The 13,091-nt window shown below is 56.3% G+C and carries 13 protein-coding genes; 2 read left to right on the top strand and 11 right to left on the bottom strand.

All coding sequences use genetic code 11. The features are described 5' to 3' along the window. Positions 1–29: 29 nt before the first annotated feature. The gene (locus tag F1381_RS14575; protein ID WP_151735583.1) at positions 30–422 is read left to right on the top strand and encodes an SHOCT domain-containing protein; all 393 of its coding nucleotides are present in this window, start codon (positions 30–32) and stop codon (positions 420–422) included. A gap of 78 nt (positions 423–500) precedes the next feature. On the opposite strand, the gene F1381_RS14570 is transcribed toward F1381_RS14575, so the two are convergent. The 11 genes from F1381_RS14570 to F1381_RS14520 all read right to left on the bottom strand — a co-directional run bounded on the left by F1381_RS14570 (position 501) and on the right by F1381_RS14520 (position 11,008). Next, complete coding sequence (locus F1381_RS14570; protein ID WP_187355361.1) at positions 501–1,751, bottom strand: alkyl sulfatase dimerization domain-containing protein; 1,251 nt, start codon at positions 1,749–1,751, stop codon at positions 501–503. Positions 1,752–1,836: 85 nt separating this feature from the next. Further along, positions 1,837–2,844, bottom strand: coding sequence for an aliphatic sulfonate ABC transporter substrate-binding protein (locus tag F1381_RS14565; RefSeq protein ID WP_151735581.1), 1,008 nt, complete (start codon positions 2,842–2,844; stop codon positions 1,837–1,839). 233 nt (positions 2,845–3,077) lie between these two features. Beyond that, on the bottom strand, positions 3,078–4,088 hold the full coding sequence (locus F1381_RS14560) for an AI-2E family transporter (RefSeq protein ID WP_151735580.1): 1,011 nt from the start codon (positions 4,086–4,088) through the stop codon (positions 3,078–3,080). 203 nt (positions 4,089–4,291) lie between these two features. Further along, positions 4,292–4,723: a hypothetical protein gene (locus tag F1381_RS14555; protein ID WP_151735579.1), complete on the bottom strand. Its 432-nt coding sequence runs from the start codon at positions 4,721–4,723 to the stop codon at positions 4,292–4,294. A 59-nt stretch (positions 4,724–4,782) separates the two neighbouring features. Beyond that, positions 4,783–5,703 (bottom strand): ABC transporter ATP-binding protein, encoded by a 921-nt coding sequence (locus tag F1381_RS14550; protein ID WP_281349917.1) that lies wholly within the window; start codon positions 5,701–5,703, stop codon positions 4,783–4,785. After that, a complete protein-coding gene (locus F1381_RS14545) occupies positions 5,700–6,713 on the bottom strand; it encodes an ABC transporter ATP-binding protein (protein WP_151735578.1) in 1,014 nt (337 codons plus the stop codon). Before F1381_RS14545 ends, F1381_RS14550 begins: the two co-directional genes overlap by 4 nt. Positions 6,714–6,725: 12 nt before the next feature. Then, positions 6,726–7,571 (bottom strand): ABC transporter permease, encoded by an 846-nt coding sequence (locus F1381_RS14540; RefSeq protein WP_151735577.1) that lies wholly within the window; start codon positions 7,569–7,571, stop codon positions 6,726–6,728. A 4-nt stretch (positions 7,572–7,575) separates the two neighbouring features. Then, positions 7,576–8,526 (bottom strand): ABC transporter permease, encoded by a 951-nt coding sequence (locus F1381_RS14535; RefSeq protein WP_151735576.1) that lies wholly within the window; start codon positions 8,524–8,526, stop codon positions 7,576–7,578. An 84-nt stretch (positions 8,527–8,610) separates the two neighbouring features. Further along, a complete protein-coding gene (locus F1381_RS14530; RefSeq protein WP_151735575.1) occupies positions 8,611–10,227 on the bottom strand; it encodes an ABC transporter substrate-binding protein in 1,617 nt (538 codons plus the stop codon). Between the two features lie 122 nt (positions 10,228–10,349). Next, a complete protein-coding gene (locus F1381_RS14525; protein WP_151735574.1) occupies positions 10,350–10,793 on the bottom strand; it encodes a peptidylprolyl isomerase in 444 nt (147 codons plus the stop codon). Then, positions 10,790–11,008: a hypothetical protein gene (locus F1381_RS14520; protein WP_151735573.1), complete on the bottom strand. Its 219-nt coding sequence runs from the start codon at positions 11,006–11,008 to the stop codon at positions 10,790–10,792. Before F1381_RS14520 ends, F1381_RS14525 begins: the two co-directional genes overlap by 4 nt. 223 nt (positions 11,009–11,231) lie before the next feature. On the opposite strand from F1381_RS14520, the gene F1381_RS28875 reads away from it, so the two are divergent. Beyond that, positions 11,232–13,019, top strand: a complete 1,788-nt coding sequence (locus tag F1381_RS28875) for a glycosyltransferase family 2 protein (protein WP_246188036.1) — start codon at positions 11,232–11,234, stop codon at positions 13,017–13,019. Positions 13,020–13,091 lie beyond the last annotated feature (72 nt).

The following is a 13,091-nucleotide window of genomic DNA, read 5'->3' as shown; positions in this document are numbered from 1 at the left end:
AAAATATATCGAAATGAGGATGAACAGAAATGAACATCAAGCGAGTGATGATCGTCGGGACGATGGTAGTAGCCATGTCTTTTGGAGGAACCGCCTGGGCCAGGACCGTTGTATTGGCCGCCCCGGTAGCCAAATGGTCGATCAGCAGCGTAGACGGCAGCGACGCGCTGCTCGCCGCCCTGAAGCAGCGCTCGGATGAAGAGCTTTATGAAGCCTTGTATGACGGAAAGTCACTGAAGGAGATCGCCGAAGAGAACGGCGGAGATATTGAGAGCGTGATCAATCTGCAGACAGCAGAGTTACAGGAGCAGCTGGATGAGCGTTTGGCCAGCGGAAGTATTTCGCAACAGCAATATGAAGCGCAAAGAGCTGAGCTGCGCGAGATCGTCGCCGCCAGTGTGCATACATCATTCAGCGTATAACAGCTACATAGCAGCACAAAGAGGCCGTCCCGACATTCCCCCGTGTCGTGGCGGCCTCTTGCATTTATAAGGTCCGTGTTATTCCGCTCCGCCGCCGCGCAGTTCAGCGGCGCTTACCGTGTAGAAATTGTGGTAGAACAGATTGGATGAGCCCTCAGCCAGCTTGAGCAGCGTCTCCGCTTTGAAGGCCTCGGCTGCTGCGGTATACTCCGTATCGCCGATTAACAGATCGGCCACATGCAGCGAAAGCTGCAGCTCTCCGGCCGCTGAAAGCTCCCTCGCCTTGTCCAGCACCTTCTCTTTGGCACCGATCAGCTCTAAGGTTGTCTGTCTGACCTGCTCCTTGGGCGACGGAGCCAGATGTGTCGGGTTTCCGTTGTACCATCCGGTATACCGGTGATAAATGCCCCGGATCACAAATTCCCTGGTCCCGTATACAGGAACGATATAAGGACTTCGCAGCAGATGCTCCGGCAAAGCGATGCCCAGCACCGCCTCCTCCACGGATTTGCCCTGGTTGATATACTCCACCGTTTCCCGGTGCAGCAGCTTCAATACTTCCGATGTATCGCCCAGCGCCCCCCGGATGGCCTCCGGAGTAAGCAAGCTGGGGCCATGGCCGGGAGCGACGGCTCTCGGTTGCCAGGACAAGACCCGGTCCAGCATCTCATACCATTCCCGCTCATAGCGGATCACCTTATTCGGATTGCCGACATTCGGGAACGTCCAGATGATAAAATCCCCGATGTAGACAATCCGGTCTTCCGGAATATAGACGACCGTCGCATCGTCGGTTTCGCCCTTGCCGTGAATCAGCCGGAACGTCCGTCCGCCGAGCTCGAATACATACTCCGTATCGTACTCAATATCCGGATAGACGAGGGACGGCTCCGCCGCCAGCAAGCCCGTATTGCGGAATTGCACCGAGTTGATGGCCAGATGATGCTCCCACAGCTTCGTATAACGGTCAAACCGCTGACGGACATTCCGGTGCCCGATTACGGCGGCCCCTTCCCGCTGGAACACGGCCGCTCCGCCCACGTGGTCGAAATGGCCATGGGTATAGATCAAATACTTGACCGGAAGATCGGTCAGCCTGCGGATTTCCGCCAATACCGCTTCTGCGCCAGCAGGGGAAACGGTAGAATCGATGACTACCACGCCTTCATCTGTAATGACGAAGCCGATGTTCCCCAGCCCGAAGTTGATGCCCGAATAATAGCCCTCCGCCAGCTCAATAAGCCGCGATTCGCTGCCGGGAGCCGAATTCACCTCTCCTCTTGCGGCACTCTTGATTGTTCCACCCTCAGCAATGGTTGTTTCAGACATGTCGGTTATCCTCCTTGGTATGTGATATATCCGGCAGCCGGACCAGGCCGTCTGCATAAACGTTCTCTCATCCACCTGCTCACTTTCACTTCGCCTTCAGTACACCTTCAATCAGGCTGTTGTCGACGTAATCCGTATATTGGATCTCCTTCTTGATTAATTGGGATTCATACAGGAAGTCTGCCGATTGCTGCTGGGCCGCCGCAATATCCTCCGTAATCGGGGAGAAGGTCAGCTGCAGATTGGCGTTGATGCCCTTAATCAAGCCGACATCCAAGTTCTTCAGGCTTGCGAACAGCTCCGCCGCATCCTCCGGATTGGCATTCTGCCATTCAACGGTCTGCCCGATAGCCTCCAGCACCGTCTTCACAATTTCGGGATGCTCCTTCAGAAATCCGCTGCGCACCACCAGCGTAACCGGTGCTTTGACTGCCTCCTTCGGGGTGAGCATTACAGCCTGCTTCTGCCCTAAAAGCTGCGTCTTATACGGATCAATGATCGATAGCGCGTCTACCTTCCCGCTCTGAAAGGCAGAGGCGGCTTCGGCATGCTGCAGATTAATAATGCTGACATCGGACTCCGTGAGGCCGTACTGCCCGAGCAGCTTCACAAAATACACATGGCTGGTTGTTCCCTTAGGCAGCGCAACCGTCTTGCCCTTCAGGTCGCTTACCTCCTGAATTCCGCTGTCCGGCCGCACGAGAAGTGAATTCAGCTTGGCGCCTTCACTAAGCAGCCCGATATTTACAAACGGCAGCCCCGCCGCCTGGCCCTGCAGCGCAGCTCCGTCGCCAAGGAAGGAAATATCGGTCCGCTTGGCCGCAATGGACTCCAGCAGTGCTGGTCCGCCGGCGACTTCGCTCCATGAAGCCTTGGCATTGACCTCTGCCAGCAGGCCGTCCAGCTTGCCCTGTTCCTTAAGAATACTGAAGGTGCTGAGCCCGCTGTTGATGGCCAGATTCACCGTTACCGGTTCTCCGGCACCCGCCGGTTCAGCCGCTCCGTTGCCTCCCTGCCACAGCCAAATGCCCCCGGTCAGCAGCAGCGCAGCTGCGAGAACACCGGTGATCCAATACCCTTTTTGCTTAGACATGCTCCCATCTCCCCATCTCCATTTAATCAACACAAAAACAGCTGAAGCCCTGCGTTCTCCTCACGGAAAAAGCGGCTCTCCAGCTGTCTGGTCGAGACTAATTAAATTATTTATATGGATTAACTAGGAATTAAATTCACAAAATGATTACTAGATCACTTTGTAGATTGAACTAATACTACAATCGATACGGCTAAGTGTCAAGCATAACCTTATAAAACAAAAAAGCCGGGTTATGGACCCGGCTCCTCACGTACTTCCAAGATATCGAGAAAGAAAGCAAAGATCGGAATGCCGAGGATGAGGCCCCAGACACCGATGTAATGCTCGGCGAACAGCAGCACGATCAAGGTGTAGAACATTGGCATATTCATTTTGGAGGACATCAGCTTCGGATTCAGGAAGTAACCCTCGATGAAATGCAGCACCAGAATCATGGCCAGCACATAGATGGTCATTTCCAGTCCGCCGACATTATAACCGATGATGCAGAGGGGAACCAGCGACACGACAAAGCCTGCCACCGGAATCAGACTGAGTAGGAAGATCATAATCGACAGGGCGAACAGATACGGGAAGTTGAAGATCCAGAGTCCGATGACCGTGAAGAACGTATTGAACAGCGCGATCAGAATCTGCGCCTCAATCACCTTGCCGAAGGAAGACACAAATTTGCGGCCGAAATACTCCAGCTCCACGTAGAACCACGATATTTTGCTGTTGCGCATCCGGGAGGTGAAAGCAACGATCCGGGTCTTCTCCAGAATAAACACTAAGCTTAAGATGGTGGACAGGACGAATGTGGTGCCCCAATTGCTGATCTTGAAGACGTAATTGATTCCGTCCTGAAGGTAATCCTCATAATTCAGATCCTTGAGCGTATCGTACACGTAAAGTGCGATCTCGTTCTGGGGGATATCTTCGCGGGTCAGATTGGTCAAGAAGGAGGTGAGCTGCTGGATTTGCGTAAATATTCTCGGCAGGTACTTCACCAGGGACAACACGATAACACTGATTAAAGCGAGGTACAAAACAATGATGATCACCTTGCTGTTGACTTTGACAAATTTGCCGATCTGCTTCGAGACCAGCACCTGTACGCTGTTCATGACATAGGCGATCAGAAATGTCAGCAGCACCAGATTGAGCATGTCACGGATACCGTAAAGCAGCAGCCCGATCAGCGCCAGAATCAGAAAGCGGCGGGCCGTCAAACTTGCGTAAAAACGCTTGAATACTTCCATTGTTCCTCTCCAATCGCTTGCATTTAACCGACTCTTATAGTCTACCGTAATAATTTCATTTATAGCAACTGGAACAGTCATTATGCCATGAAAATGCGATTTAATGTGAACACGCTCTGAATTACAAATAAGAGTGGCGTTGCTTCCCTAACAGGAATAACGCCACTCTGCTCATGTCACCGGAAACGGTGCAGCTTCCGTTCCTAATTGCGGACCGGCTCAATCCGGCTGACGCCGCCTGCTGCGGGAACCAGCCGCCAGCCGATGGACAGTACCCCTTGAAGACGCTGCTGCTCGGCTTCCGTCAGCGCAATTTCTACCGCTTCCTTGCCTTCTTCCCGCTCCACCTGCGGTTCCCGGCCGAAAGCGACCAGGATCCAGCTGCGGATACCGCCGATCGTGTTGTACTTGATCTGATAGCCCTGTGTTACAGCCTGCCGGTAAATTGCCGGCTGTTCTGCAGCGAGCGCTGCAAGCTGGCTGTAATCAAAATGAAAATCACTGTCGTCGGCCGGCAGCTCGCCGGCTGCGGCGATGTTCAGCAGCGCTTCGTCAGTCCATCCTAATCCCCGCAGGGATTCCAGGAGCAGCGCATCCCACTGCGAGAGCTTAACCTTGTCTACTGCTTCCGTCATGATTTCTGGCCTCCTCTACCCGTAATGATCAATATGTCGATTGTAGCATAATTCCGCAACTATTCCGTAAAGTCGTATGCCACATAGTGGCCCGGGCTTACCTCCCGCAGCGGAGCGGCCTCGCCTTCCCCGCGCGAGACGGAGAAGCCGTCCAAGGCAATCCGCTCGCCGGCTTTGCGCGGATCGGTCTCCAGAATGGAGGAGAGCAGCGCCTTCGTATACGGATGGAGCGGGTTGTCGTACAGCTCGTCGCTCTCCGCCACCTCCACCAGCCTTCCGCCGTACATGACGCCGATCCGGTCGGAAATGTGGCGCACCATGGACAGATCATGGGCGATGAACAGATACGTCAGGCCGAACTCCGCCTGCAGATCCTCCAGCATGTTGACCACCTGGGCCTGGATGGACACATCGAGCGCCGATATCGGCTCGTCGCAGACGACGAATTCCGGGCGTACCGACAGCGCGCGGGCGATCGAAATCCGCTGCCGCTGCCCGCCGCTGAATTCATGCGGGTAGCGGTACAGATGCTCCGGCTTCAGCCCTACCTTGGTCAGCAGCTCCAGGACCGCCTCCTTCCGCTCAGAGCCCCGGTGCAGCCCGTGAATCTTCATCGGCTCGCTGATCAGCTCCAGCACATTCAGGCTCGGATTGAGCGAGGAATACGGGTCCTGGAAGATAGACTGTATCCGTCTGCGGAACGGCTTGAGCTGCTTCTCGCCCAGTCCGCCGAGCGGCTGGCCGGCGAAGCGGACCTCGCCGTCCGTGTAATCATACAGCCGCAGCAGGCAGCGGCCCACCGTCGACTTGCCGCTCCCGGATTCGCCCACCAGTCCGAAGGTCTCTCCCTTCCGGATCTGGAAGCTGACACCGTCCACCGCCTTCAGCAGGGAGGTATCACGGCCGCGCATATCCTTGCCCTTGGAGAAATGCTTTTTGAGATTCTCTACTTCAACAAGCACATTGTTGGTGTCGCTCACTCTGCGTTCCCCCCTTCACTGCCGGCGGCAGCCTTCTCTTGCTGCTCCACCGCCAGCCAGCACATGGTGCGGTGACCCGGCGCAAGCTCGGTCACGGGAGGCAGCGAGGCGCAGCGCGCATGCGCATGCGGGCAGCGCTCCATGAACGGGCAGCCCGGCGGCGGGTTCAGCAGATCGGGCGGCGTACCTTCGATCGGCACGAGCCGCTCGCGCGACCCGCCTCCGCGCTTCGGCAACGAGCGCAGCAGGCCGATCGTGTACGGATGCTGAGGGCGGTAGAAGATATCCTCTACCGTCCCCTCTTCCATAATCAGCCCGCCGTACATCACAATTACACGGGTGCAGACCTGGGCGACTACGCCGAGATCGTGGGTGATAAGCGCAACGGCCGTCTGCGTGTTCGCCTTCAGGTCCTTGAACAGGTCCAGAATCTGCGCCTGAATCGTCGCATCCAGCGCCGTTGTCGGTTCGTCGGCAAGCAGCAGCTCCGGCTTGCAGGACAACGCCATGGCGATCATGACGCGCTGGCGCATCCCGCCGCTGAATTCATGGGGATACTGCTTCAGCCGCTGCTCGGGGTCGCGGATGCCGACCTGGCGCAGCAGCTCAGCGGCCTCGGCATAGGCCGCGTCCTTCTTCAGCCCGCGGTGCCGGCGGATCACCTCCGTCAGCTGCTGGCCGATCGTCTTCACCGGATTAAGCGAGGTCATCGGGTCCTGGAAGACCATCGCGATCCGGTTGCCGCGCAGGCGCCGCCATTCCTTCTCGGACAGGCCGGTCAGGCTGGTGCCGCCCAAGGTGATCTCTCCGGAAGTAATGCGGCCCGGAGGCGCAATCAAGGACATGATCGCTTTGGCCGTGACGCTCTTGCCGCTGCCGGACTCGCCGACAATGCCCAGCGTCTCTCCGGCATCAATATGAAAGCTGACTCCGCGTACGGCCTGGTTCTCGCCTTCGCGGGCAGCGAATGAAACTTTAAGGTTATCAACGGTCAGCAGCCGCTGTGTCATGATGTCACACTCCTATCTCCGGTTCAGCTTCGGTTCAAAGCCGACCCGCAAAATATCGCCCAGGACGTTGAAGCTCAGCACGGTCAGCAGAATAAGCAGACCCGGGAAGAGCGCCAGATAAGGCGCCTGGGCGATGTAGCCCTGGGCGCTGTTCAGCATGCTGCCCCAGGTGGCGTTCGGCGGCTGTACCCCGAAGCCGAGAAAGCTTAGCGACGATTCCATCATAATCGCCGAGGCGATGTTGTTCGTTGCTCCGACGATGATGGTCGGCACAAGGCCGGGCAGAATATGCCGCCAGATGATGCCGCGGGCGCTCTGGCCCGAGGCCTTGGCGTACAGCACATATTCGCGCTCCTTCAGCGTCAGCGTCTCCGCCCGGATAATACGGGCGATGTTCATCCACATCAGGAGCGCGATGATCAATATAATGTTGCCGACGCTCGGCTTCAGGAACACGCTGAGCAGCAGCAGAATCAGAAAGGAGGGAATCGAGGTGATGACGTCAATCATCCGCATCAGCAGGCTGTCCAGCCAGCCGCCAAAATAGCCGCTAACCACACCGATCAGCACCCCGATGCCGGTGGCGATAATCATCGAGGCGAAGCCGACAAGCAGCGAGACGCGCCCGCCGTACAGCGCCCGGGTCAGATAGTCCCGGCCGTAATCATCCGTACCGAACCAATGGGCGGCGCCCGGCGGGGTCAGCCGCACCATGGCGTCCATAGTGTTCGGATCACGCCCGGTCAGAAAAGCGAATATGGCCCCCAGTGTAAACACGGTCAGGATTACGAGGGCGGCGACGCCCATGCCGCTTGCAAACAGCTCGCTCCGTACATTTATCCATTTACTGCGATTCATGAGTTCACCCCTTCAGTTTAATCCGCGGGTCTACAAAGCTGTAGAGAATATCCGCAATCAGATTGCCCAGAATCAGCATCAGCGAAGAGAACAGCGTAATGCCCATAATGAGCGGATAGTCCATACCTTTAACGGCCGTCATCCCGAGCGAGCCGATCCCCGGCCAGGAGAAGACGGTCTCTGTGACAATTGCCCCAGCCACCAGATCGCCCATGGACATGCCTAGCAGCGTGATGACCGGCAGCAGCACATGCTTCAGGACATGACGGAACAGAATCGTCGATTTCTTGGAGCCGAAGGCGTACTGAATCTGAACGTATTCCTCCTTCAGCTGCCCGATGGTGCTGGAACGGATATACCGCACATAGCTGGCCAGAAAGCCGAACGCCAGCACCATACACGGCAGAATGCCGTGCTTCACGACATCCCACGCCGACTCTACGCCGATCGTGCGCATGCCCATGCTCGGCAGCAGATGCAGTTTGATCGCGAACAGATACATCAGCAGAATGGCCAGCCAGAACAGCGGAACCGATATGCCGATGTAAGCGACCAGATTAATTAATTTATCCGCCCAGCGGTTGCGGTTGGCGCCGGCAATGAGACCCAGCGGAATCGCAAGCAGAACGGCGAGCGCAATCGCGCTGCCCATCAGCCCGGCGGTCGCCGGCAGACGGTCCAGGATCTGGCCCAGCACCGGCTGGTGATTGACGAGGGAATACCCGAAATCCCCCTGCACAATCTCTTTCAGCCACAGGAAATACTGCACATAGGCAGGTTTGTCGAGGCCTAGGTTATGACGGATCCGTTCGATATCGTCGGCATGCATATTGGGCGTCACGAAAGAGAGCACCGGATCACCCGGAGCCAGCTTGATCATGGCAAAGCAGACGACCGATACGAAGAACAGCATCGGCACCGTCTGCAGCAATCTTCGAACGATGAGTTGTCTCATACGCGGATTCTCCCAGCTTCTTGATCAGGCAAAAATAAGCTGGACCCGCCAGCTTATCTTTGCCGTGCTTATTTGGTTTAACAATTATTTCAGATAGATCTTGGACAGGTCCTCGAAGATGACGACCGGCTTCAGCACGGCTTCGTCAATACCGCCGTATTGCTTGGATACCGCTACGACTGTCTTGGTGTAGGCAATCGGATAGATCGGTGCATCCTCGGCAATGATCTGCTGCGCCTTAGTATAAATTTCGGCACGCTTGGCCGGATCGGCTTCGCCTGCACCGTCGTTCAGCAGCTGATCCACTTCGCTGTTCGAGTAGCGGGTGTAGTTGGAGGACGCTCCGGTTGTGAACAGAATGCGGTAAGCATCCGGGTCATAGCCCATGATGTAACCGGTCAGTGCCAGTTCATAGTCGCTTGCGTTCAGGTCGATGAACTTCTGCACCCATGCGGAGGAGTCCATGCTCTGCAGTTCTACTTCCACGCCGATTTCCTTCAGCTTCTGCTGAACATACAGCGAGATGGCTTCCTGCGCTTTATTGCCGCTCTGTACAATAAATCTCAGCTTCAGGTTGCTTACGCCTGCGGCTGCCAGCATTTCCTTGGCTTTGGCCGGGTCGTTGTCGAAGCTGGTTACATCATTCGTATGATACAGCGCATCCGGAGTCAGGAAGGACTTGGCCGGATCAGCATATTCGGTTGAAGTGTAAGCCGTCTGAATGATCTCGTCGCGGCTCAGCGCCAGGGACAGCGCTTGGCGGACTTCCTTCTTGGCAAGGGCGCCGGTGTCGCTGCCTGCATTAAACATCAGGTAAGACAGACGGCCTTCGCTGTACGGCAGAATTTCAAAATTATTCGTGGCTTCAATGGTTGCCACATCCTTCGGATCCAGATACTGCACATTGATTTCACCGTTCTGCAGGGCGAGGTTTGCTGCGTTAGTATCCTTGGCGATCCGGTAAGTCACGGAGTCCAAGTACGGCTTGCCGCCAAAGTAGTTGTCAAAGCGTTCCAGCGTCAAATATTCGCCCGCTTTGTACTCTTTGAACTTGAACGGACCGGAGCCTACAGGAGCAGCGTTCTTGGTGCTTTTCTCAATGTCGGCTTCGTTCTCAAAGATATGCTTCGGAATCGGGGACACCTGCACCAGAGTCGCTTCAAAGGCCGGCGCCACCTGCGGGAGCTTGAATTCTACGGTCAGATCGTCAACCTTCGTTGCTGTAATCGGCTTGTCGCCAATCAGGAAATTCGCTCTCAGGAAGCTGTTCTGCTTCTCGTCGAGAATGCTGTCGATCGTGAATACCACGTCGTCGGCCGTCAGCTTCTCGCCGTCATGCCAGGTAAGCCCATCCTTCAGCTTCAATGTATAAGTCAGGTTATCTTCAGACGGAGTCAGGCTTTCCGCCAGATAGTATGTTTTCTCCCCATTGTTCACCTGGAACAGCGGCGCATACAGCGCCTGGTCAATCGTCAGGCTGACGCGGTCGCCGGCATAGTTCGGATTCAGGAGCACGGGATCACTGGCCACGCCGATGATCAGATTCCCTCCGTCCTTCGGCCCTTCGCTTGCAGCAGGCTGCTGCGATTCCGCCGGAGATTCACTTGTATTCGGTGCACTTGCATTGTTGTTGCCGGAGCAAGCGCTAATCATTACCGCTAACAATAATAACATGACTACCCCTGAAAACCCTTTGCGCATGTCTCTCTCTCCTTTATGACTGTATATGTGAGTTTTATCACTGTTTCTGAATTATATATCGGAATACTAGGAATTACAAGGCATTGTTTTAAAAATAATGAAACTTGCAGGAAACGATGTTTTCAGACTACCACAGGCTGGTCCCATACCTTTACTTCCTTTATAATATCGCCGCGCCTAAGCGCGTCCACCTGCTCCATACCTTCCGTCACCCGTCCGAATACTGTATGCCACCCGTCCAAATACTCAAAGGTATCGTAACAGATGAAGAATTGGCAGCTGCCGGTATTCGGGCCGAAATGCGCCATCGACAAGGCCCCGCGCACATGCTTGTGCGGGTTATTCTGCGTCTCGCAGGGGATCTTCGCGGTGCCGCCGCGCCCGTTGCCGTCAGGGCAGCCGCCCTGGGCCACGAACCCGCGTACCACACGCTGGAATTTCAGACCGTTGTAGAAGCCGCTGTTCGCCAAGCTTTCGAAGTTGGCCACGGTGCCGGGAGCGTCAAGCCCGTAAAGTTCAAGCCGGATCTCTTGGCCTTGGGCCAGAGTAATGGAAGCAAGCTTCATCTCTCCGCCTCCCTTATCGCTTCAGGCCGGGCCGGCCCTCCGATCTGTACTGCTGTCTTGGCAGCCTGCTGCGGCGCATAGACCTCCTCGATATCCTCGTCTCCCAGCGGCCGGTATGCCCCGGCTTCCGTATCGAACCAGCTCACTTCAGCGCGCGGATTCATCGCCAGCAGGATATCGATCAGCTGCTGTACTGTCAGCGGAGATTGTTCCATGGGGCCGCTCCTCTCTCTCTATGGTGTAATGGTTTTCCTGATAGCGGTATTGTACACCACTGTCCCTTCCGGAGACCAACCCATAAATTCCCTTTCCCATAACAAAAAATAAGGTTTAGTCTAGTACCTCTCAAAATATATTGAATACATATAATTCATATCCGTAATTGTGAATCCGAGGGGATGTTCTATTCATGTTGACCCTGCAAGGAAGTGAGAAGCGGTGAGGAGAACGCCGAAACGGGTGCTGCTGGGCAGTCCGATTCACCAAAAGCCGCAAATCCTGGAGCAATTCCTGGCTTCGCTGCGGCGGCTGCACCGCGATAACTTCACGCTTGATTTCTATTTCATTGATGATAATGACGATGAGGCTTCCAGCCGGCTGCTCCGGGAGTTCGCGGACCAGGAGCCGTCCGTCTTTCTTCAATCCTCCGGCGTGCGTGACGCGTATATCCGCAATGACACCACCCACTACTGGAATTCGGCACTGATCTGGAAGGTCGCCGGCTTTAAGAACCTGATGATCCGCCGGGCCGAAGTGTTTGAGTACGACTACCTGTTCCTGATCGATTCCGACTTGCTGCTACACCCCGGTACGGTGAGTCATCTGATCCGCATGGACAGGGATATCGTCTCGGAAATTTTCTGGACCCAGTGGCAGCCGGACACCATGCTTCAGCCGCAGGTGTGGATGCATGACGAGTACAACCAATGGGAGGCGCTTCCCGGCGAGCAGCTCGGCCAGGAGGAAATCAACCGCAGATTTCATGATTTTCTGAATAAGCTGCAGCACCCCGGCGTATATGAGGTCGGCGGCCTGGGCGCCTGTACCCTGATCAGCCGCCGGGCCATTCTCTCCGGGGTCAGCTTCGACCCCATTAAGAATATTTCTTACTGGGGCGAGGACCGGCACTTCTGCATCCGCGCCGCCGCGCTCGGTATCCCGCTCTATGTCGATACCCATTATCCGGCGCTGCACCTGTACCGGGACAGCGACCTGGCCAAGGTCGGCGATTATCTGCGGCTGACCTCGCCGCAGGCGCGGAGCGAGGGCGTTGCCTGGGCTGCGGGCGAAGACTCGGCAGGGGCAGGCAGCCCTCCTGCTGCGGACGACAGCGCTGCTCCGCCGGTAGCATCCGGAGCGCCGGAGCGGGATGACGAAGTGCTCTCCTCTGATTCGTCCTCTAAGCCGTCCGGCTATGCAGACGATTCTATTCAGCCGCAAGGGACCCCGGCGGTTCCCTTCGAGGCTGCCGTTCAGCCGCAGGGCGAACCAAGCTTCACACAGGCTGCAAGCGCAGACGCACACCGCAAGCGCCCTAAGCTTACGCTGAGCATGGTCGTCAAGAACGAAGGCGGGCGATTTCTGCGGCAGGTACTGCGCGAGCACCGCAACTATATCGATGAAGCGGTCATTATCGACGACGGGAGCACCGATGACACGGTGGCCATCTGCCGCGCGGAGCTGGAGGGCATCCCGCTGCGGCTGGTGCAGAACACCGTCTCGAAATTCAGCAACGAAGCCGAGCTGCGCAAGCAGCAGTGGGAAGAGACAGTGAAGAGTAATCCCGAGTGGATTCTCAGTCTTGATGCCGACGAGCTGTTCGAGCAGAGCTTTGCTTCGGAGGTTGAGACCCTGCTGCGCGAAGAATCCTGTGACTTGTTCTGCTTCCGGCTGTACGATTTCTGGGACGACAATCAATACCGGGAGGACGCCTACTGGCGCGCCCATCAGAGCTACCGCCCGTTTCTGATCCGCTACCGCGAGCATTTCCCTTATACGTGGAACAACCTGCCCCAGCATTGCGGACGGCTGCCGGAAAATATTTTTGAGTTGCCGCATCAGCTCAGCAACCTGCGCATCAAGCATCTCGGCTGGTCGCGGCCGGAGTACCGGCTGGACAAATATCTGCGCTACATGCTGCTAGACCCCGATGCGCAATATGGCTGGAAGGAGCAGTACGAATCCATCCTCGACCAGAATCCCCATCTGGTGCCTTGGGTAGAGTGACTCCTGCGCCGGACTCCCCGGCCCTGACCTCACCCGCTATGCCAAACAAGCGTCCTGTGCCTGCCGGCCCGG

It is taken from the genome of Paenibacillus tengchongensis, assembly GCF_008973665.1.
GTDB classification, from domain to species: domain Bacteria; phylum Bacillota; class Bacilli; order Paenibacillales; family Paenibacillaceae; genus Paenibacillus_AQ; species Paenibacillus_AQ tengchongensis.
Note: the sequence above shows the minus strand (reverse complement) of the source record. Positions and strands in the feature narration are given on the sequence as shown.

Excerpts from the sequence above, each read along its gene's own strand:
- F1381_RS14575 (WP_151735583.1), top strand. The coding sequence starts at position 30 with ATGAACATCAAGCGAGTGATGATCGTCGGGACGATGGTAGTAGCCATG.
- F1381_RS14570 (WP_187355361.1), bottom strand. The coding sequence starts at position 1,751 with ATGTCTGAAACAACCATTGCTGAGGGTGGAACAATCAAGAGTGCCGCA.
- F1381_RS14565 (WP_151735581.1), bottom strand. The coding sequence starts at position 2,844 with ATGTCTAAGCAAAAAGGGTATTGGATCACCGGTGTTCTCGCAGCTGCG.
- F1381_RS14560 (WP_151735580.1), bottom strand. The coding sequence starts at position 4,088 with ATGGAAGTATTCAAGCGTTTTTACGCAAGTTTGACGGCCCGCCGCTTT.
- F1381_RS14555 (WP_151735579.1), bottom strand. The coding sequence starts at position 4,723 with ATGACGGAAGCAGTAGACAAGGTTAAGCTCTCGCAGTGGGATGCGCTG.
- F1381_RS14545 (WP_151735578.1), bottom strand. The coding sequence starts at position 6,713 with ATGACACAGCGGCTGCTGACCGTTGATAACCTTAAAGTTTCATTCGCT.
- F1381_RS14540 (WP_151735577.1), bottom strand. The coding sequence starts at position 7,571 with ATGAATCGCAGTAAATGGATAAATGTACGGAGCGAGCTGTTTGCAAGC.
- F1381_RS14535 (WP_151735576.1), bottom strand. The coding sequence starts at position 8,526 with ATGAGACAACTCATCGTTCGAAGATTGCTGCAGACGGTGCCGATGCTG.
- F1381_RS14530 (WP_151735575.1), bottom strand. The coding sequence starts at position 10,227 with ATGCGCAAAGGGTTTTCAGGGGTAGTCATGTTATTATTGTTAGCGGTA.
- F1381_RS14525 (WP_151735574.1), bottom strand. The coding sequence starts at position 10,793 with ATGAAGCTTGCTTCCATTACTCTGGCCCAAGGCCAAGAGATCCGGCTT.
- F1381_RS14520 (WP_151735573.1), bottom strand. The coding sequence starts at position 11,008 with ATGGAACAATCTCCGCTGACAGTACAGCAGCTGATCGATATCCTGCTG.